The organism is Tenacibaculum sp. A30, from assembly GCF_051200845.1.
GTDB lineage: Bacteria > Bacteroidota > Bacteroidia > Flavobacteriales > Flavobacteriaceae > Polaribacter.
In genome coordinates this window covers 2162853-2183059 of the sequence record NZ_CP195160.1, presented here as the reverse complement: position 1 = coordinate 2183059, position 20207 = coordinate 2162853, and the positions used below count along the sequence as shown (strand labels likewise).

22 protein-coding genes and 1 tRNA gene are annotated in these 20207 nt (G+C 31.6%); 12 read left to right on the top strand and 11 right to left on the bottom strand.

The genetic code is table 11. The annotated features are described in order from the left end of the window. Positions 1-135: 135 nt before the first annotated feature. Together cls and ACR9ES_RS10465 are read right to left on the bottom strand one after the other, a co-directional pair. Complete coding sequence (gene cls / locus ACR9ES_RS10470) at positions 136-1578, bottom strand: cardiolipin synthase (RefSeq protein ID WP_435254179.1); 1443 nt, start codon at positions 1576-1578, stop codon at positions 136-138. Between the two features lie 186 nt (positions 1579-1764). Then, positions 1765-1846: transfer RNA gene (locus ACR9ES_RS10465), tRNA-Leu, on the bottom strand. A 101-nt stretch (positions 1847-1947) separates the two neighbouring features. On the opposite strand from ACR9ES_RS10465, the gene ACR9ES_RS10460 reads away from it, so the two are divergent. Next, positions 1948-3336 (top strand): dipeptidase, encoded by a 1389-nt coding sequence (locus tag ACR9ES_RS10460; RefSeq protein ID WP_435254178.1) that lies wholly within the window; start codon positions 1948-1950, stop codon positions 3334-3336. A 39-nt stretch (positions 3337-3375) separates the two neighbouring features. On the opposite strand, the gene ACR9ES_RS10455 is transcribed toward ACR9ES_RS10460, so the two are convergent. Beyond that, positions 3376-4032 (bottom strand): DUF2490 domain-containing protein, encoded by a 657-nt coding sequence (locus tag ACR9ES_RS10455; protein WP_274633382.1) that lies wholly within the window; start codon positions 4030-4032, stop codon positions 3376-3378. Further along, positions 4032-4595 carry a hypothetical protein gene (locus ACR9ES_RS10450; RefSeq protein WP_298996650.1) on the bottom strand — a complete coding sequence of 188 codons (564 nt, stop codon included), beginning with the start codon at positions 4593-4595 and terminating at the stop codon, positions 4032-4034. The genes ACR9ES_RS10455 and ACR9ES_RS10450 overlap by 1 nt, the downstream gene beginning before the upstream one ends. Positions 4596-4740: 145 nt before the next feature. Between ACR9ES_RS10450 and ACR9ES_RS10445 the strand changes: the two genes are divergently transcribed. The 3 genes from ACR9ES_RS10445 (at position 4741) to ACR9ES_RS10435 (ending at position 8488) form a co-directional block, all read left to right on the top strand. After that, positions 4741-5109 carry a BlaI/MecI/CopY family transcriptional regulator gene (locus ACR9ES_RS10445; protein WP_274633384.1) on the top strand — a complete coding sequence of 123 codons (369 nt, stop codon included), beginning with the start codon at positions 4741-4743 and terminating at the stop codon, positions 5107-5109. After that, complete coding sequence (locus ACR9ES_RS10440; protein ID WP_435254177.1) at positions 5109-7289, top strand: M56 family metallopeptidase; 2181 nt, start codon at positions 5109-5111, stop codon at positions 7287-7289. The genes ACR9ES_RS10445 and ACR9ES_RS10440 overlap by 1 nt, the downstream gene beginning before the upstream one ends. 98 nt (positions 7290-7387) lie before the next feature. Then, positions 7388-8488: a DUF4407 domain-containing protein gene (locus ACR9ES_RS10435; RefSeq protein ID WP_435254176.1), complete on the top strand. Its 1101-nt coding sequence runs from the start codon at positions 7388-7390 to the stop codon at positions 8486-8488. Here ACR9ES_RS10435 and ACR9ES_RS10430 read toward each other — a convergent pair. Beyond that, entirely contained in the window at positions 8483-8941 is a 459-nt protein-coding gene (locus ACR9ES_RS10430) for an Lrp/AsnC family transcriptional regulator (RefSeq protein ID WP_435254175.1), read from the bottom strand. The two genes, ACR9ES_RS10435 and ACR9ES_RS10430, sit on opposite strands and share 6 nt — an antisense overlap. A gap of 219 nt (positions 8942-9160) precedes the next feature. Here ACR9ES_RS10430 and ACR9ES_RS10425 point away from each other — a divergent pair, with 219 nt between their 5' ends. The 3 genes from ACR9ES_RS10425 to ACR9ES_RS10415 all read left to right on the top strand — a co-directional run bounded on the left by ACR9ES_RS10425 (position 9161) and on the right by ACR9ES_RS10415 (position 12530). After that, positions 9161-10360, top strand: coding sequence for an aminotransferase class I/II-fold pyridoxal phosphate-dependent enzyme (locus ACR9ES_RS10425; protein ID WP_435254174.1), 1200 nt, complete (start codon positions 9161-9163; stop codon positions 10358-10360). A 194-nt stretch (positions 10361-10554) separates the two neighbouring features. After that, positions 10555-12039: a Na+/H+ antiporter NhaC gene (gene nhaC, locus ACR9ES_RS10420; RefSeq protein WP_435254173.1), complete on the top strand. Its 1485-nt coding sequence runs from the start codon at positions 10555-10557 to the stop codon at positions 12037-12039. A 38-nt stretch (positions 12040-12077) separates the two neighbouring features. Further along, positions 12078-12530, top strand: a complete 453-nt coding sequence (locus tag ACR9ES_RS10415; RefSeq protein WP_435254172.1) for a GNAT family N-acetyltransferase — start codon at positions 12078-12080, stop codon at positions 12528-12530. Here ACR9ES_RS10415 and ACR9ES_RS10410 read toward each other — a convergent pair. Together ACR9ES_RS10410 and ACR9ES_RS10405 are read right to left on the bottom strand one after the other, a co-directional pair. Continuing rightward, complete coding sequence (locus ACR9ES_RS10410; RefSeq protein ID WP_435254171.1) at positions 12487-12735, bottom strand: hypothetical protein; 249 nt, start codon at positions 12733-12735, stop codon at positions 12487-12489. The two genes, ACR9ES_RS10415 and ACR9ES_RS10410, sit on opposite strands and share 44 nt — an antisense overlap. A gap of 7 nt (positions 12736-12742) precedes the next feature. Beyond that, on the bottom strand, positions 12743-14704 hold the full coding sequence (locus tag ACR9ES_RS10405) for a putative porin (RefSeq protein ID WP_435254170.1): 1962 nt from the start codon (positions 14702-14704) through the stop codon (positions 12743-12745). 70 nt (positions 14705-14774) lie between these two features. Between ACR9ES_RS10405 and ACR9ES_RS10400 the strand changes: the two genes are divergently transcribed. Both ACR9ES_RS10400 and ACR9ES_RS10395 read left to right on the top strand, forming a co-directional pair. Continuing rightward, a complete protein-coding gene (locus ACR9ES_RS10400) occupies positions 14775-15374 on the top strand; it encodes a ribonuclease HII (RefSeq protein WP_435254169.1) in 600 nt (199 codons plus the stop codon). Between the two features lie 33 nt (positions 15375-15407). Next, the gene (locus ACR9ES_RS10395; RefSeq protein WP_435254168.1) at positions 15408-16463 is read left to right on the top strand and encodes a nucleoid-associated protein; all 1056 of its coding nucleotides are present in this window, start codon (positions 15408-15410) and stop codon (positions 16461-16463) included. Between the two features lie 38 nt (positions 16464-16501). Here ACR9ES_RS10395 and ACR9ES_RS10390 read toward each other — a convergent pair whose 3' ends face one another. Beyond that, positions 16502-17092 (bottom strand): PhnA domain-containing protein, encoded by a 591-nt coding sequence (locus ACR9ES_RS10390; protein WP_435254167.1) that lies wholly within the window; start codon positions 17090-17092, stop codon positions 16502-16504. Between the two features lie 51 nt (positions 17093-17143). Here ACR9ES_RS10390 and ACR9ES_RS10385 point away from each other — a divergent pair, with 51 nt between their 5' ends. From ACR9ES_RS10385 to ACR9ES_RS10375, 3 genes are all read left to right on the top strand, one after another. Further along, positions 17144-17647, top strand: a complete 504-nt coding sequence (locus tag ACR9ES_RS10385; protein ID WP_435254166.1) for a GNAT family N-acetyltransferase — start codon at positions 17144-17146, stop codon at positions 17645-17647. Positions 17648-17933: 286 nt separating this feature from the next. Then, positions 17934-18167 (top strand): hypothetical protein, encoded by a 234-nt coding sequence (locus ACR9ES_RS10380; protein WP_435254165.1) that lies wholly within the window; start codon positions 17934-17936, stop codon positions 18165-18167. 25 nt (positions 18168-18192) lie between these two features. Then, the gene (locus tag ACR9ES_RS10375; protein WP_435254164.1) at positions 18193-18588 is read left to right on the top strand and encodes a lipocalin family protein; all 396 of its coding nucleotides are present in this window, start codon (positions 18193-18195) and stop codon (positions 18586-18588) included. 82 nt (positions 18589-18670) lie between these two features. Here ACR9ES_RS10375 and rimM read toward each other — a convergent pair whose 3' ends face one another. The 3 genes from rimM to ACR9ES_RS10360 all read right to left on the bottom strand — a co-directional run bounded on the left by rimM (position 18671) and on the right by ACR9ES_RS10360 (position 20084). After that, a complete protein-coding gene (gene rimM / locus ACR9ES_RS10370) occupies positions 18671-19198 on the bottom strand; it encodes a ribosome maturation factor RimM (protein WP_435255644.1) in 528 nt (175 codons plus the stop codon). Between the two features lie 17 nt (positions 19199-19215). Then, positions 19216-19719 carry a 30S ribosomal protein S16 gene (locus tag ACR9ES_RS10365; protein WP_408034655.1) on the bottom strand — a complete coding sequence of 168 codons (504 nt, stop codon included), beginning with the start codon at positions 19717-19719 and terminating at the stop codon, positions 19216-19218. A 173-nt stretch (positions 19720-19892) separates the two neighbouring features. Next, positions 19893-20084: a cold-shock protein gene (locus ACR9ES_RS10360; RefSeq protein ID WP_274633403.1), complete on the bottom strand. Its 192-nt coding sequence runs from the start codon at positions 20082-20084 to the stop codon at positions 19893-19895. Positions 20085-20207 lie beyond the last annotated feature (123 nt).

The window sequence follows — 20207 nt, the reverse complement described above, 5'->3', positions numbered from 1 at the left end:
AAAACAACTATTATTAATAAGTGCACAAACTCCACTGAATGTAGAGAAAAAGAACATCAACTCAATCGTAGATCGATGTTTATCATCAAAGAATAATCTTGCATAAAAAAGCTTCTCTAAATTGAGAAGCTTTTTTTATAAAACAGGAGCTAATAAACGAGCTACTCTTTCTGCAAATCGTATAAAAACAGACCTACTATTCCACTGTTTTATATCTATTTTTTCGCTGTGCTTCAAATCTTCTAAAAAGGCTTCTTTTAGCTGAAAAGCTAATTCTTTATCATAAACCAAAGCATTAACTTCAAAATTGAGTTCAAAACTACGTTCATCTAAATTTGCAGTTCCTACAGAGCTAATTAACTCGTCAAAAATCATCGTTTTTGCATGTACAAATCCTTTTTTATACCTGTACACCTCAACTCCTATTTCTAACATTTCTTTATAAAAAGAATTAGACACACCGTTTACCAATTTTGAATCTGAAACACTGGGCACTAATAGTTTTATATTCACTCCACTTAAGCTAGCTATTTTAAGTGCATCTAAAAAAGAAGCTCTTGGAACAAAATAAGGAGTAGTTATCAGTATTTCTTTTTTTGATAATAAAATTGCCTGAATAAGTGCGTACATTATATCTGGATGATCAGAATCTGGTCCGCTAGAAATTACTTGTACCAACTGAGTATGATCGCTTGTAATCTCTTGTTTATCAACAGGAAAAAGTTCTTCTTTAACAATAACATTTTGATCAGCACAAAAGTTCCAGTCTGCTAAAAAAACACGCTGTAAGTTTAACACTGCTAACCCTTCAATCTTTATATGTGTATCACGCCAATAACGATTAAACTTGTTAGGATTTATATACCTATCAGAAACATTAATTCCCCCAATAAAACCAACTTGACCATCAACAACAATAATTTTTCTATGGTTTCGATAGTTGATTCTGTTTGCCAACAACAACCACTTTATTTTATAAAAAGGATACGCTTCAACACCGCTTTCAATTAAAGAGTCTACAAATGATTTACGAATATCTTTACTTCCAAAATCATCGTATATAAAACGTACTTTCACTCCTTGCGCAGCTTTTTCTTTTAAAACAGCTCCAATTTGTTTTCCAATAGTATCGTTTTGATAGATATAATATTCAATGTGTATATGATTCTTGGCTGCTTTTAATGCTTTGATAACTTCTGGAAATTTGCGTTCTCCGTTTAGTAACAAACTAACTTTATTGTTACTTGTCAAAACATTTTCTTGATGTATAAATTTAGAAAGATTGTAAAAATGCTTTAATTGAATTTTTGAAGTTGATAGCGTCTTTTTAGTGTAGTTTTTTAGTTGTTCTTTAAGTTCTATAAAAATGCTTTTATCTACTTCGAGCTTCTTATTATAGAGTTTATAAGTTCTATGGTTTATTCCTACAGTTAGATAAATAATTATTCCCCCGATAGGGAAAAAAATGAGTAAAAATAAGTACGCTATTGCTTTGGGTGGTGTTGCGGTATTGATAATAACAACCGCAACGGTAAAAATAATAGCTATGTATAGAATTAAGAATAATGTTGTGAGCACAGTATAAATACCTTTTCGTTAAAGATATTTAAAATATTAACACCTAAGAGACTCAGTTATAAAAAAATTCAACTAACACAACTACATAACTAAAGGTTATTAATAAAACCGAAATAGTTAGCTTTTACAGTATTAAAAACAAAAAACCTTAATTCTAAACGAATTAAGGTTTTATCTTTAAATTAGTACGGGCGGAGAGACTCGAACTCTCACACCTCACGGCACTAGATCCTAAGTCTAGCGTGTCTACCAATTCCACCACGCCCGCGTACTTTTGAAATTGTGGATGCAAATATAAACATTAGTTGCAAACTACCAAGAACAAGTATACTATTTTTCTTATTTTTGAAGTTCATTAATATTCAACCCATGCAAAACGTAAAAGATTACATAGCTCAACATAAAGATCGATTTATTAATGAGCTTATCGATTTATTAAAAATTCCATCAGTAAGTGCAGATCCAGCTTACAATCAAGATGTTTTAAATACTGCTGATGCTGTAAAAGAAAGCTTAGAAAAAGCAGGATGTGATAAAGTAGAAATTTGCGAAACTCCTGGATACCCTATTATTTACGGAGAAAAAATAATTGACCCTAATTTACCAACGGTTTTAGTATACGGTCATTACGATGTGCAACCTGCTGATCCAATCGATTTATGGACTTCTCCTCCTTTCGAGCCTGTGATTAAGAAAACAGATATACATCCTGAAGGAGCCATTTTTGCTCGTGGTGCTTGTGATGACAAAGGACAAATGTACATGCATGTTAAAGCGTTAGAATACATGACCCATACAGGAAACTTACCTTGTAACGTTAAGTTTATGATTGAAGGTGAAGAAGAAGTAGGTTCAGAAAGTTTAGCGTGGTTCGTTCCAAGAAATAAAGAAAAATTAGCCAATGATGTAATTTTAATTTCTGATACAGGAATGATTGCTAACGACATTCCTTCTATTACCACTGGTTTACGTGGATTAAGTTATGTAGAAGTTGAAGTTACAGGTCCTAATCGTGATTTACACTCTGGATTATATGGTGGTGCAGTTGCAAATCCTATCAATATCTTGACACAAATGATTGCTTCATTACACGATGAAAACAATCATATTACCATTCCTGGTTTTTACGATAAAGTAGAAGAATTATCTCGTGAAGAACGTGATGAAATGGCAAAAGCGCCTTTCTCTTTAGAAGAATACAAAGCTGCTTTAAATATTGATGATGTGCATGGAGAAGCTGGTTATACTACCAACGAACGTAACTCTATCCGCCCTACCCTTGATGTAAACGGAATTTGGGGAGGATATACTGGAGAAGGTGCAAAAACTGTAATTGCTTCAAAAGCGTACGCAAAAATTTCGATGCGTTTAGTACCAGGACAAGAATGGGAAGAAATTACTGAATTGTTCAAAAAGCATTTTGAAAGTATCGCTCCTAAATCAGTAAAAGTAGAAGTAAAACCTCATCATGGAGGACAAGGATATGTAACTCCTATTGACAATATTGGTTACCAAGCTGCTAGTAAAGCATATCAAGAAACCTTCGGAGTTACTCCTATTCCGCAACGTAGCGGAGGAAGTATTCCTATCGTAGCTTTATTTGAGCAAGAATTAAAGAGTAAAACTATTTTAATGGGATTCGGATTGAATTCTGATGCAATTCACTCACCTAACGAACATTTCGGGGTGTGGAATTACTTAAAAGGAATTGAAACCATTCCATATTTCTATCAGTATTTTACTGAGTTATCTAAATAACAACACTAAAAAAGTCATTACAGCTGTAATGACTTTTTTTTATAAAGATATATACCAAGTGGTTCTAAACCATAAAGAGTTTTTCTTCGGTGTATCTAGTAATTTTCCTAAACGATAATCAAGACCAAACTCTAGCTTGTCTTTTTTTGAAAGTTGATAGCCTAAATATGGCGATAATCTCACTTCTAAATCCTCTTCATTAAACTGCCACAAATATTCATTTGACAATTTTACATACCATTCTTTAACATCTACTTTATCTCCTGACAATGCTTTTTCTAACGAGGCTCGATAACGAGTTCTGTATTGAGGTTTTTCACCCGATTCAAAAAATTGTTCAAATCCGAAGCGATGCCCTAATTTAAGTGCATCAAAACTTTGTACTAAATTAAAATGCTGAACTGTACGATGAATAATATCATCATCTTTAAATCGGAGAATATATCCTATATTAAAAGATTTATTCACATCTGATTTTATAGAAAAAATACTAGAAATATCTACCAAACTATGAGAGAAAGCGAATTCATCTTCATAAAAAATCTCCCTAGCCTCTATACTATTTACCCATTTTGTAGTGGATGATGTTTTTGCTGATACCACTACTTTTGGCAACCACCCTGATGTAAAACTTGTTTGTCCTTTAACCGACACCACAAACAATACAAGCACTAAAAATACAAGTTCTTTTTTCATTAGAATTCTAAATTTAATGAGTTAGATGGAGCAAACTTTAATTGTTTTATAATTGTTCCGTCAGCTTTGATTAACACTTCATATAAACTTGTAGACCCCTCTTTTCTCCCCTTAAGCACTATTTCATAAAGCACATCCGTTTTGTTTTCTTTATCACCACGGATTAAACCCAACAATGTTTCCTCATCAGATTTCCATTGAACCTGAATTTTTCTAATTGTAAACTTTTCAAACTCCTTTTTCAATGAATTTTCAATATTTTTTCTAACAGATGATTCAATCTCCTTCCATTTAATCTTCTTTTCAACATCAAGCACATTCCCTTTCAAATCAAATTCTACACTATACTTATAATTCTTTTTATAAGATTTAGCTTCAATAGCTTTTCCATCTTGGCTTTCTTCCATGTACCATTTTACTTTTTTATCAAACTCGATTTGTTTAATAAAATTTTGTGCTTTTTGTGGAACTTCTTCTGTCGAAATTCTAAACTCACGCTCAAACTTTTCTTGAGAAAACCCCGAAAACACACAGAATAATAGAAGTGCTGTTATAAATTTCATACTTTTATTTTTTTCTTCAAAATAACAAATATTTGATTGTTACTTAGACAAATAGTTTATTAATTCTTTATTAAAAAACAAACTCTACATTTGTAGAACTAAAAATTATTTCTACATTTGTAGAGTTAATTCTAATTTTGTAGAAATGCAGTTATCAAAAACCGAAGAACAAGTAATGCAATATTTATGGAAGCTAAAAACAGCTTTTATGAAAGATATTTTAGCCGAGTTTCCTGAACCTAAACCAGCAACAACAACAGTTGCGACCTTATTAAAAAGGATGAAAGACAAAGGTTTTGTAGATTATAAGTTGTATGGAAAATCAAGAGAATATTTTCCTGTGGTTAAAAAATCAGATTATTTTTCTAAGCACGTAAACGGATTGATTAAAAACTTTTTTAACAATTCGGCAAGCCAATTTGCTTCATTTTTTACTGAAAAAACAGATTTATCAGTTTCAGAATTAGAAGATTTAAAGAAAATTATCGATCAGCAAATTAAAAAGCAACAATAATGGTAACGTATTTAATCAAATCAGGAATTTGTTTAGCCTTGTTGCTTGCCTTTTATCATTTGATATTAGAGCGAGAAAAAATGCATCGATTCAACCGATTTTATCTGTTAGGAAGCGTATTGTTTTCATTTTTAGCTCCATTTTATAAAATATATATTGAAGTTGCTCCGCAGGCATCCGAAGTATTTGTTCCGATGATTGTAGACAGCAGTATAACTACGGAGGTCGTTACTCCTCAAGTACAAGAAGTAAACTACACACAATATCTAATCTTTGCCTATGTAATAATTGCTTTGATTCTTTTAATTCGTTTTATAAAAAATCTGGCAAGCATTTATCTCAAAACTAAACACCATCAAAAAATTAAAAAGGAAAAAGCTACGCTTGTTTTAGTTAACGATGTTATTAGTCCACATACATTTTGGAACTATATTTTCATTAACAAAGATGAATACAATTCAAATAAAATAGAAACCGAACTCTATACACACGAATTAACACATGCCTTACAAAAACACACATTTGATGTATTGCTCATTGAGTTTTTACAAGTGATGTTTTGGATAAATCCGACATTTATATTCCTTAAAAAAGCTATTAAGTTAAATCACGAATTTTTAGCAGATAACGAAGTAATTACAACACATAAAAATACAACCGAGTATCAATATTTACTATTGAATAGAACTGCTTGGAACAACGAATATTACTTGGCCAGTAATTTGAATTATTTATTAACTAAAAAAAGATTACTAATGATGACAAAACAAAGTTCACGTACCAAAATCTTACTAAAAAAACTGGCGGTAATACCCGTATTAGCAGGTTTTATATTTCTTTTTGCCGAAAGAGTAGAAGCCTATGAAAACAATAATAAACTGATAGACTCAAAAATTACAAAAGATAAACTTCTAAAAGAACAAATAGCTAATGACTCTTTTTTATTAGAAGATATTAAAAACAAGCTTAATCAGGCAAATTCTCTGAAAATGAGCATTTCGGAAAAGAAAGATACTTTTAATATGAAGCTACCCAATGGAGAACACTTAAAAGTTTGGGAAGATAGAATTACTGACTACAATAAACTAAACAAAGAATATGAGGAACTTAGAAATCAAAAACCTCATTATATTAAAAGTTCTGAAGAAAGACAAAAGCTATTAAATGACTTGTTCTCTAAATTAGGCTCTTTATATTTTAACCTATCAAAAACTGATAAAACAAAAGTAAAGAGACCTATGCATCCACATAGTCCTTACGTTAGATTAAAAAAAGATGGTGAAGTTTATTACAAATTAAAAAATGAATTAACTAAAGAAGATAAAAAGTTACTTCCACCTCCTCCACCAGCTAGTAATAAGGCAAAACACACATCTACAAAAAATGACTCAATACCAAAGCTAAAAAGAATAGTTAACAGAAAAAATGGAACGTTGACTTATACCACAAAAGACGGTAATGTTATTTCTAAAAAATTCTCAGAATTAACTGAGGAAGAAAAGAAAATGATTCCACCACCTCCCCCACCAACTAGATTGAAACAAAAAGCTTTGTCTAATAAATTATTTCAAGATTTAAAAAATACTAAAAAGTATGCCATTTGGATTGACGGAAAAGCAGTTGATAACAATGTTTTAAACAATTATAAAAACACCGACTTTTATAACTACTCAGGAAGTTTTGTACATAAAAATGCAAGGAGCAAACGTTTCCCTCAAGAACATCAGTATCAGTTAAACACAAAAGAATATATACAAAAAATAAAAGAGCAACTTCCACCACCACCTCCGCCAACAAAAAATAAAAAAGAAGTATCAAACATTCCACTTCCACCTCCACCAATGAGTGCAAAAGAGTTAGTTTTCAAATATCCAAATGCTACCTACTATATAGATAATAAAGAGGTTACCCATATAGAAGCCGTTAAGTTTACAAAAAAAGAAAAAGATTTTAGCATACAAACACAGGAAACTAATTCTAAAAAAATAATTAAATTTTATAGTAAGAAGGTCAATAAAAATACCAGCACCATTAACACATCTGATATAAAATATTACTTAAATGGCAAGCTTATTTCTAAGGAAAAATTAGACAAAATAGCACCTAAAAACATAAAAAAAGTTGAGGTTAAAAAAAATAAAGATGGTACAGGATCAGTATATGTTATTAGTAATAAATAACTGACACTTAAAACATATACTTGTTAAAAGCCTCTTAAAAGAGGCTTTTTTTGTAACAAAACCCTAAACCACTCGTTATTAAATTACAAGCTTATTTTATGTTAAAACGATTTTTCCTTCTTTGTTCGGGGGCAGATTTAGTCTTGCTTGAAAAATGTGCCAACGGAGAGCAAAATAAATATGCGGGTATTGGTGCTACCGTTTTCTTCACTGCTTTAATGGCTACCATTGCTTCTGCCTATGCTTTATTTACAGTTTTTGACAATATTTATACAGCTATTTTCTTCGGAATTATTTGGGGACTGCTCATTTTTAATTTAGATAGACTTATTGTTTCTACCATAAAAAAAAGTGAATCTAAACGAAAAGAACTTATGCAGGTGCTTCCAAGATTATTGTTAGCAATGATTATTGCTGTGGTAATTTCTAAACCGTTAGAATTAAAAATTTTCGAAAAAGAAATCAATCAAGTATTGTTGACTGAAAAAAACCAGATGACACTGGATAACAAAACTCAAATTGCGCAACAATTTACTCCTGAAATCGAGAAAATCAATGCTGAAATCACTTCATTAAAAAATGAGATAACCGTCAAAGAACAAGAAGTCAATACACTTTATGAAACTTATATTGCAGAAGCTGAAGGAAGAAAAGGCACGAAACTTATTGGCAAAGGTCCTGTTTATAAAGAGAAAAGAGACAAACACGATGCTGCTCTTACCGAATTGAATCTGTTAAAAACTGAAAACACTAACAAGATTCAGCAGAAAGAAGCTACCATAACCAGTTTACTGGAAAATCAGAAATTGAAAGAAACACAAACCCAACCTATCATTTCTAATTTTGATGGATTAATGGCTCGCGTTAATGCTTTAAACAAATTACCTTGGCTACCTTCCTTCTTTATATTCTTGTTGTTTTTAGCAATTGAGACCGCCCCTATTTTTGCGAAACTTATCAGCTCAAAAAGTGAATACGATTATAAACTAGAAAACCATGAATCTCAAGTAAAAACTTGGATTCAACAACAAGTTCATCAAAGAGAAGCTATTCTACAAACTGACATAAATCTCAACAATAAAGTCTATTCCGATTTAAAAACAGAAGAAGAATTGTACAATTACAAACAAAAAATGGCTCGTAACTTAATGAAACTACAAGCCGATTCTTTTTATAAAAATCAGCAAAAGACTTTATAAAGCTATTGCTATAGAATTTTTAACTTCACCAATAGTAAAAATACTATGGGTACTACCTATATGTTTTAAGGCCGTAAGTTTATTTACCATAAACTCACGATATTCATCCATATCTTTTACGTAGATTTTTAAAATATAATCGTAATCACCACTTACATGAAAACATTCGGTTACCTCTTCTAGTTTATTAATTTCTCTTTCAAAAACAGCAATATATTCTTTAGTATGCTTTTCTAATCGAATATGGCAAAACACCAAAAACGATTTTCCGATTTTGTTCTTGTTTACTAAGGCAACATACTGCTTAATAACATCTTCTTTTTCAAGTTTTTTTATTCGCTCATAAACTGCAGTAACCGATAACCCCAAGTGCAAAGACAACTGCTTAGTTGTTTGTTTACTATCAACTTGAAGTAACTCCAACAATTTCCTATCTATTTTATCTAATTTCATTTGAATCGGTTTTAATTAATTATTCTGATTTACTTAATCCCTCTAGGAGGGTTCATCTGAAAAAAAATCTATTTAAATTACTATCACTACAATAAAAATGTAATAAAGTCTAATATTCATTACAAATTTAGTTTAAAAAACCATAAAAAGCATCTTCTATTGATTTTTTAACCCATAATACTGATTTTAGTAGTCATTAAATAACTAATTCAATTCAACATGAAATTTAAACCTGCAAACAACATACAAGACCTACAATATTTTGGAGAATTCGGCGGTGTAAACCCTTCAATTTCTGATTCTTCTACATACACTTTCTTATCAGCAAAAACAATGTTTGATACTTTTGAAGGAAATACAGACGGTTGCTATTTATATTCTCGTCACTCTTCTCCTTCAAACTTATATTTAGCAGAAGCTCTTGCTGCTATGGAAGGAACAGAAACAGCCAATGTTGCTGCTACGGGTATGGGAGCGATCACGCCAACTATTTTACAAATTTGCGGTGCGGGCGATCATATAGTTTCTAGTAGAACTATTTATGGCGGAACCTATGCCTTTTTGAAGAATTTTACTCCTAAAATGGGAATTGAAACCTCATTTGTAGATATCACAAAACTAGACATAGTTGAAGCTGCTATTAACAAAAACACTAGAATGATTTACTGTGAAACTGTAAGTAACCCACTTTTAGAGGTAGCAGATATTAAAGCATTAGCAACGATTGCAAAAAAACATAATTTACAGTTGGTTGTCGATAATACATTTTCTCCGTTATCAATCTCGCCAGCTCAATTAGGTGCTGATATCGTAGTTCATAGTTTAACAAAATTCATCAACGGTTCATCTGATACTATGGGAGGTGTTGTTTGTGGAACTACAGATTTTATCAATTCACAAAAAAGCGTTATTGATGGCGCAAGTATGCTACTAGGAGCTTCTATGGATTCTTTACGCGCTTCATCTATCTTAAAAAATATGAGAACCCTTCATATTCGCATGAAACAACACAGTAAAAATGCTAACTATTTAGCCGAAAAGTTTGAAGCTGATGGTTTAAAAACAGTATATCCTGGATTAAAATCACATCCATCTCATGAAGTTTTTAAATCGATGATGAATGAAGAATACGGATTTGGTGGTATGTTAACTATTGATGCAGGTTCTTTAGACAAAGCCAATGCTCTAATGGAACTAATGCAAGATAGAAACTTAGGATATTTAGCTGTAAGTTTAGGTTTTTATAAAACCTTATTCTCGGCTCCAGGCACTTCAACTTCATCAGAAATTCCTTTAGACGAACAAAAAGAAATGGGATTAACCGATGGATTAATCCGTTTTTCTATCGGATTAGACAATGATATTGAACGCACTTATCAAATGATGAAAGAGTGTATGAAAGAGGTTGGCGTACTGTAAAAACCTCAATTTTATATTTTTAGACATGTCATTTTAAATAATGTGAAAATTATCAACTTCTTTTACGTTATTTAAAGTGACATTTTTGTTTATCTGTCATTTCTTTTCAATTTTTCTTAAAGAAAGTCATTAACTGATTCGATTTGTGTAATTCTATTCAAAATCGTAACATTACAATCCGAAAAACACTACACATGCAAGACGATAAAAACCTTTCAGAAATCAAAATTGAAGACCAAAAAATAATCCAAAATAAAGAATTGACTATTTGGGAAGCACTGATTCCTGTTTTTGCTCTAATTGCAATGTTAGCGTACAATGTATATGTTTTTGGTGATGATGCTTTAAGCGGTAGTAACCAATTTATCTTATTAATGGGTGGTGCTGTAGCGGCAATTATAGGTTTTAAAAACAAGGTTTCTTATGAAAGAATGATCGAAGAAGTTGCCGAAAACATTAAATCTACCGCAGGAGCCATTTTAATACTTTTAATGGTAGGGTCTTTAGCTGGAACATGGCTTATAAGCGGTATTATTCCTTCAATGATTTATTACGGACTTCAAATTTTAAATCCGACAATATTTTTAGTAGCATGTTTAATAATTTGTGCAGTGATTTCTATTTCAACAGGTAGTTCTTGGACAACCTCAGCAACTGTAGGTATTGCTTTAATAGGAATTGGAGAAGCCTTAGGAATTTCTTTAGGAATGACTGCTGGCGCTGTTTTATCAGGAGCTTATTTTGGCGACAAGATGTCTCCAATGTCTGATACTACAAACTTAGCTCCTGCCATGGCAGGAACCGACTTATTTACGCACATAAGATACATGGCGTTCACCACAGTTCCAACATTTATAATTACCATTATCTTCTTTATCATACTTGGATTTACACAAACAACAACTGGTGAAGCTAACACATTACAAATGCTAACCGATATTAACAAAGCATTTAACATTACTCCGTGGTTATTTATAGTACCTGTATTGGTTATTATTTTAATCATTAAAAAAACACCTCCATTAATTGCTCTTTTAGCGGGTACAATTTTAGGGGGTATTTTCGCTTTAATCTTTCAGCCACATGTGGTAGCACAAGTTGCAGGGGTTGAAAAATTAAATTTTGAAGCTGCTTACAAAGGAGTAATGCAAGCCATTACTGTTGAAACCTCTGTTGCTACAGAAAACGAGGTTTTAAAAGATTTATTTACCGCAGGAGGAATGAAAAAAATGCTAGGAACCGTATGGTTGATTTTGTTAGCGATGGTTTTTGGTGGAGTAATGGATGCTATCGGAGCTTTAGCTAAAATTAGTAGCTTTATGTTAAGTTTATTTGACTCTGTATTTGGTTTATTTGCTAGTACAGTTGCTACTTGTATCGGATTAAATTTCACAGCTTCTGATCAGTACTTAGCAATTGTTGTTCCAGGAAAAATGTATGCGCAAGCCTATAGAGATAAAGGTTTAGCTCCTGAAAATTTAAGTAGAACACTAGAAGATTCTGGTACAGTAACTTCTGTTTTAATCCCATGGAATACTTGTGGAGCTTACCATTCGGGAGTGTTAGGAGTTCCTGTTATAGACTATGCTATTTATGCTATGTTTAATTGGTTAAGCCCCTTTACTACACTAGTATATGCTGCCTTTAGAATTAAAATAAAACAACTTACATCTAAATAAATAATAAAACCTCTATTTTTGCAGATTTTATTATTTGTATGATTACAAAAGCTAACGCGCTAGATGCGGATTCGCTAACTAACATTGCCTTAAAATCGAAAGCTTATTGGGGCTATCCTGAAGAACAAATAGAAAGTTGGCGCCATGATTTAACCATTACGGAAAACATCATGGAAAATATGTTTGTGTATAAATATATTTTAGAAGACACTATAGCTGGATTTTATATTTTAAATCAGCCTAAAAACGATGCTATTGAGCTAGAATTTCTATTTATTTTACCTGAATTTATAGGAAAGGGAATCGGTAAAAAATTATTGGAAGATTCTTACATAAAAGCGAAACAGTTAAATGCTACTACCATGACATTATTAGCCGACCCAAATGCTAAATCATTTTACGAAAGTCAAGGATTTCTTTATTTCGGAGAAAAAGAAAGCAGTATTCCTAATCGTTTTTGCCCCTTAATGAAAAAAGATTTAACACTATAGAAATTAATAAGAGTACCCATGGGGTTCCGTGTAAAAACACATCAAACCAATCCATAAACTTCATGGCATGCTCTCCTGAAAAAGCATTTCCTCCAGCAATCCATTGTAACTTCCCTACAATATGTGGTGGTTTAAAAGGAGCTAAACCTAAAGTTAAGCTTGCTAGTAAAAACAGCTTCCAGTTTTGTTGTAATTTTTCTTTCATACTATTATTAAATAAACCAATTCCATACTACCCCAAAACGAATTACAAAATCTCTATACGGGTAATTTGGTGCTGAATAATAATTCTTTTTAAAAGCAAAAGAACTAACATTGTCTGCTTTAAAATAAATTCGAGTTCTTCTTACGCGTGCATTAAAAAATAAATCGACTGTTGGATAGCCAATTTCAGTATCGTTTTGTAGCGTAAATTCTGCCAATAACGGATTGTAGGCATTTGCTTTGTACTCTGTAAAATACTTAAACGTAGCCCCTATTTGCACCAAGAGAGGTTTTCCTTTAAACCACTCATCAGTATAATACAAAGTATTACGAGTAACAAATTCAGGTACTCTAAAAACACTTTCTCCACTTGCCACTTTTTGGTACATCAACGTGTTATCTAAAGCAAATTTTCCGAAGGTAAACTCTTTAGACACTTTCGCTTTTAAATAATTAACATCTCCTGAAAATTGTTTTGGTTGTCCGTTTTCGTCAAAATAAGTGTAATTGCTAATATTGGTAATATCAACAGATGCATTTCCCCATTTAGAATCAATTACTCCTCCTAAACTATGGGTTCCAATTTGAGAAAAATTGTTTTCCCAGTTATAATCATCATAACTACTTTGATGCAGTAAGAAGTTAAAATTAGGTGATTTATTACTGATTCCTAACCTACCTTTTACAGTTAGCACACTATCTTTTTTATAAAAAGCTTCTCCTGAAAATTGATTACCTGATAAACGTCCGCTTCCCGGAGTAAGACTCCCTGAAGCATTTACATGAAAGTTTCCTATACGTCCGTTCCAATCGGCTCCAAACGAAACAGCATCACCTTTTAATTTGTTTTTAGTAATTCCAACTGTGTTGTTTTGCAAGTTTTCGTATCCGTAGTTATATGAAGTTACTCCTGTTTTAACGCGAAACTTCCCTAAAACATACTTAGAATTAAAATCTAAAAACAACTGATTATCATACAGCAAATATTTCGTCTTGTTATTTATTCCGCTAGAAATATTAGCATTTCCAAATACATATGATGTCGCAGTTCCTTGATTAAAACGATAGAATTTAGAATCTCTCGTAAATGAGTGTCCTAATTTTAGATTTGAAAAATCTCTTTGGGTCACGCTATCTTTTGATGAAAGCAGTTTGAACGTGTGTTCAAAATACAAGCGTTTTGCATCTAAATTGTTTTCAGCATTATTTAAAACCACATCCATCCTACCTCTATTAGTACTAAAGTTAGGATCATCGTTTATAAAAGCTGCTAAAGAGGTTTCTGTTAACCCTCCGCTTTCCTGATTAAAAAAATCTTGATTTACAACTTGTCCTCTTATCGCATATTGTCCTTTCGGAGTTTCATAACTAAAACTCACTCTAAAATTACCTGTACTTGCCAAAGAACGTCGGTATTTCCCTAACGAACGAAGCCCTTTATAGGCGATTGCTAAATTAAATCGTTTAGAAAAGTTTGTGGTAAATAACGCATCTACAACCTGCCCTTGCTCCAAACCTGTTCTGTACATAATTTCAGATGTTGGGGTAGGCACATGGTAATAATTCACATCTTCTACATCCATATAACCGAACATTTTAGCTCTAAAACCAATATCTGGAAATTGTGAAATATTCGTAAAATCGTATGCTAAATTATTAAATGTTTGCCCTTGGTTATGAAAAGCCAACAACTCAAAATTATCTTTTCGTAAAAAGTTAAACTTATATTCTTTTTGAAGTGTAAGTGTCGTATCTACAATTGTAGTGTCGCTCTTATGCGATATAATTTTATAATCGGTATATTTTGTTTTCCCACTTAACCTTATATTAATTTCGCCATTGGAAAGTGAATCTAAATTTTGATTAAATCCTCCTGTAGGTCTAGCTAACCCCCTGTCAAGAGATCTTTTTTGAGCAAAAAACACCTGAACACTAATCAAACAAAAGAATACTAAAAGATTTTTCTTCATAACAGCAAAAGTAAAATAATTTAACGATTAATTTTAAGTTTAATTTCTTTGAAAACTGTTAATTTGTAGCATGTTGAAATTAAACTTTAGCGGACATAAATTAGAAGCTGGCACTGATGAAGCTGGTAGAGGATGCTTATCAGGTCCTGTTGTAGCTGCCGCGGTTATTTTGCCCGATAATTTTCAACACGAATTACTAAACGACTCTAAACAACTTTCTGAAAAAAAAAGACAAGAGCTTCGCCCGTATATTGAAGAACACGCTTTGGCTTACGGAGTATCCTTCATTCATCAAGAAGAAGTGGATGAATTAAATGTTCTACAAGCTTCAATCACAGGTATGCATCGTTCTATTCAACAATTAAATATTCAACCTGAATTTATTATTGTTGATGGGAATAAATTCAAACCATATGAAGAAATCCCTCATCAAACCATTGTAAAAGGTGATGCTAAATTTATGAGTATAGCTGCAGCTTCTGTACTAGCAAAAACATACAGAGATGAATATATGGAGAAAATTCATCAAGAATTTCCGCAGTATAATTGGCAAAAAAACAAAGGATATCCTACTAAAGAACATCGCGAAGCTATTAGACAATTTGGCGCAACAACCTACCACAGAAAATCATTTAAATTGTTACCTGAACAATTGAAATTAGAATTGTAATTTTTCTATTTTTGTCTTCCAATTTTTTAGAAGATGATTAAAAGAACTCGTACCGAAATTAACAAATGTATCATTCATAAAGTCGCTAATAAATACAATAGCGGACAAAATGCTTTTTCTGAAAGTTTAGTGCGTTTTGATGAAGAAAGCTACGAATTGCTACTTCCTTTTTTACTAAAACCATTTGGTTCGGTTACGCAGAGTTATCGTTTTAGCCATCATGCAGATGTTCGCTTAAACGAAATAAACAAATACACTTCAGATATTTTTGAAGATGATAGCAATGAGGTCTTCATCCAACATTCTAAAAACATTGTTAATCACTTATACGAGCAATCAAATTCTGCCAATATTAAAACGGGTGATGTTATTGTTGCTTATTTTGAAGGTATCGAATATAAAGATGTTTTAACCGAAGCCGTTGGAATTTTTAAAATTGAAAGTAAAGTAGACTTCTTCCAAACCTATTTAGACGATGATAGTTTTGATGTAGTAGTTCAAAAAGGAATTTCTACCAAAAGATTAGATAAAGGTTGTTTGATTTTAAACTCTTCTGATACAGAAGGAACCGTAGTTTTATCAGTAGACAATAACAATTACGATGCGCAATACTGGATTAAAAACTTTTTAAGCGTAAAGTATGCCGATGATCGTAATTTACACACGCAAAATTATTTAGAAATGTGTAAGGAGTTTTCTGAAGAAGTGATTAAACCTGAATTTGGAAAACAAGAACAAAGCAACTTCTTAGCCAACACTGTTGATTATTTTAAAGAACACGAAAATGTAGATTATCACAACTTTAAAGATGAAATCTTTGAAGAAGATAAACATAAAAATCTTTTTGAAGATTACAAGCAGCACTTTGAAAAATTGAACGATGTATTAATTCGTAACAACTTTGAAGTATCTGATGTTGTCTTAAAAAAGGAAAAAAGCAAGTTCAAAACCGAAATAAAGCTAGACACCAATATTCAGATTAAGATTGATGTAGATGCTCCTGATGCTTCTTCTGAATATTTAGAGCAAGGTTATGACGAGGAGAAAAAAATGAAATTTTACAAAGTGTTTTATAACACTGAGAAATAAAAAAAGCTGAGTTAATTCTCAGCTTTTTTATTTTAATATTACTCCTTCTCCGCCATTTTCTTGACGTAATCGGTAATAATTACAATTTGTGTTCCGTCTACTTTACCTTCAATATATTTAGCGTTTTCAGGATCTAATGAAATTCTACGTACAGCAGTACCTTGTTTAGCTACCATACTAGAACCTTTTACCTTTAAATCTTTAATCAATACCACATTGTCTCCTGCTTGTAAAATGGCTCCGTTTACATCTCGATGAATAATTTTTTCACTTTCATCTAAATGTTCACCTGTTGCTTCTGCAAAACGCACATCATTATCTTCTAAATAAAGCATATCCAATAAATCTTGCGACCAACCATCCTTTTTAACACGGTGTAACATTCTCCAAGCTACAACTTTTACGGCTCTGAATTCACTCCACATACTATCGTTTAAACAACGCCAGTGATTTGCATCAGTGGTTTCAGGGTTCTCTATTTGCTCAATACAAGTGCTACAAGCCAGTAAACTACCATCTACTCCACCAGTAGAAATTGGTGGTACTTCGTAAATCGATAAGTCATCTTTTGATGCACATAGCTCGCATTGATTTCCGCTTCTATCTTGTAATTCTTGTAATAAACTCATTTTGTTATTTTTTTGCTTCGCAAAAGTACATTTTTAATTTATATTTAAGTTATGTTATTAGAAAGCGAACGATTAATCATACGAGATGCTCTGGTGAGTGATGCTCCTTTTTATTTCGAGTTATTCAACGACCCTGATTGGATTCAGTTTATTGGCGACAAAAACCTAAAATCTATTGAAGAAACCGAGGTCTATTTAAAAGACATTTTATTTAAAAATTCAAAATTAGGCGGATTGGGATTTTTCACGGTTATTTTAAAAGAAACCAACAGACCTATTGGTGCATCTACCGCATTACAAAGAGATTCTCTTGATTTTATTGATGTTGGCTACGCTTTTTTACCTATCGGAAGAGGAAAAGGTTATGCTACTGAAGCTACAAAATTGATTATAGAATACGTTCGAACAAAATTCAAACAAGAAAAAGTATTGGCTTTAACCATGCCTAAAAACGAAAAATCTCAAAAACTGCTAAAAAACTTAGGTTTTAATTACCTAGGAATGCAACAGGTTTTTGAAAGCGGAGAAGATTGTGTGTTTGAATACGTTTTTTAGAGTCCGAAATCATCCAGATTTCTTTTTTTTCTCAAAAACAAACTTCAAAAAAAACAAATTAAACAACTAATAAACAGTTGACTATATTTCAAAAACACACCTTACAAGATTCTGGACGATTCTGTACTCTTATCCATAAAGTTTTACCTATTTTAGCAAAGCGTTATTAATATTTTCGCTTCGACTGCATTCCCCTACCCCTAAACATCTAATTCTTTTTAAAAAAAAGAACTGAATTTTCTTGTTGTATTACACGTAAAAATTTTACATAATTAAACAAAAGGAAATGAAAATTAACCTAAAACCCTCTCAAAAAAGAGCAAAAAGAAAAGTTAGCCGCTTTTTATTCTTCCCTTTAATTTTTAAAGGAGAACTGTATTGGCTAGAAAGAGTTATTGTTAAAAGAAACTTTAACGGTAGAAGCCTTCAAATAACTGATGTTATTAGATCAAAAGATTTGATTGAAAAAGAAATAAACAAACCACATTTTAAATTAAAAGTTGTAAAAGAAGCTATTTAAATTAAATAGCTTTAAATTCTATACTATGAAAAAAATTATTTTATTATTTGCCATCTCTTTAACTTTTTTAAACTGCTCTTCTAGTGATGAAAATGTTTCTGACAACTCATTAATTGGAACTTGGAAAATTTCTGAAGAATATTCAAACGGCGAAAAAACTCAATTAAGAGAATGTCAAGAAAATGATTTTACAGAAATTTTTTCAAACAACACTTTTAAAGCTACATTTTATGAAAAAGTGGACAACGAATGTATAACAAATGATGATTCATCTGGCACATGGAAGCATATTGGTGGTAAAGAATATAATATTATTGTTGGAGACAAAAAAGTTTGGTTAACATTATTAGACAACACCACCTTTAAGCTTTTTGAAGATAAAAACGATGTCGATAGTCATGAAGTTTGGAAACTTCAATAAGAAAAATTACTACAAATAAAAAAACGGAAGGATAACTCCTTCCGTTTTTTTATACTATCTCATTGAAGTATCTCTAAAAATATTATTCTAAATACAACTCAATTAATCCTTCTGGTGTATTTACTTCAATTACTTGATTTTCTCTATCTACCTTTTTAATAAAATCATCTATCATAGGAATAAAGATTTCTTTACCCTCTCTATCTATTTCAAATAAAGGTTGTGCGGAAGTATCATTAATGTTCACAATAGTTCCAACTTCACCAAAAGTATCATCAACAACCGTAAAACCAATAACTTCATGGTAATAAAACTTATTTCCAGAAAGTTTTGGAAGTAAATCTAAAGGTAAATACACTTCTGAACGCAAAATAGCTTCTGCATCAGCTTCAGTATCTACATCTTCAAATTTTACTCTAAACATAGTTCCTTTACTCAATGAAGATTTTTCAATAAAAAAAGGAACCAGATTATTGCCTAAATCGACAAAAACTGATTCCAAATTTTCGTAAAGATCGGGTTCATCAGTATCTAATTTAATAACTACCTCACCCTTAAAACTATGTTTTTTAACGATTTTGCCAAGATAAAAGCAATCTTCTTTTTGCATCATCGTATTACAAGTTTTTATTCTTCGCTATCAGCACCTGTTTCAGCAACAGCTGCATCCTCGCTATCAGTAGCAGGAACAGCAGCAGCAATACGTGCTTCGTTTACAGCTTTTTCAGCTTCTAAAGCTTTAGCTTTAGCATCTTCTTTAGCTTTCGCTAAACCATCAGCTTTACCAGCTACTTTTGATGCTTTTTCTTCTAACCAAGCAGTAAATTTAGCCTCTGCTTGCTCTTCAGTTAAAGCTCCTTTTTTTACTCCACCAGCTAAGTGATTCTTTAATAAAGCTCCTTTGTAAGATAAGATAGCTCTAGCAGTATCAGTTGGTTGAGCACCGTTTTGTAACCACTTTACAGCTCCATCAACATCTAAATCGATAGTTGCAGGGTTTGTGTTTGGATTGTAAGTTCCGATTTTTTCTAAGAAACGACCGTCTCTTTTAGCTCTAGAATCAGCAGCTACTACCCAATAAAATGGTTTTCCTTTTTTACCGTGTCTTTGTAATCTAATTTTTACAGGCATAATGTTTAATTTTTAAGGTTCGCGACCTTGATTATTAATAAATCTTATCATCTCGTGATAAGTGGGCGCAAATTTATAAAATCTTTTTCATTAAAAAGCAAAAAACCTGTTTTATTAAACCAAAAAAGAGCCTGTAAAACAGACTCTTAAGAAAAATAAATTACTAAGGTATATTATAATACTCTAACGCTAACAGCGTTTAATCCTTTTCTTCCTTCTTTTAACTCAAATTCTACGTTATCACCTTCTTTAATCTCATCGATTAAACCTGATACGTGTACAAAGTGCTCTGTGTTTGAGTTTGATTCGATAATAAATCCAAAACCTTTAGATTCATTGAAGAACTTTACTGTTCCTTCTTTCATTGTAAAAAAAATTATATTAAAGTACAAATGTAATCTTATTAATTGATTGTCAATCACTTTTTCTAATATTTATTTTAAACTTAACCTATTAATAACATAATTTTCAGTTACAGTCAACCAATC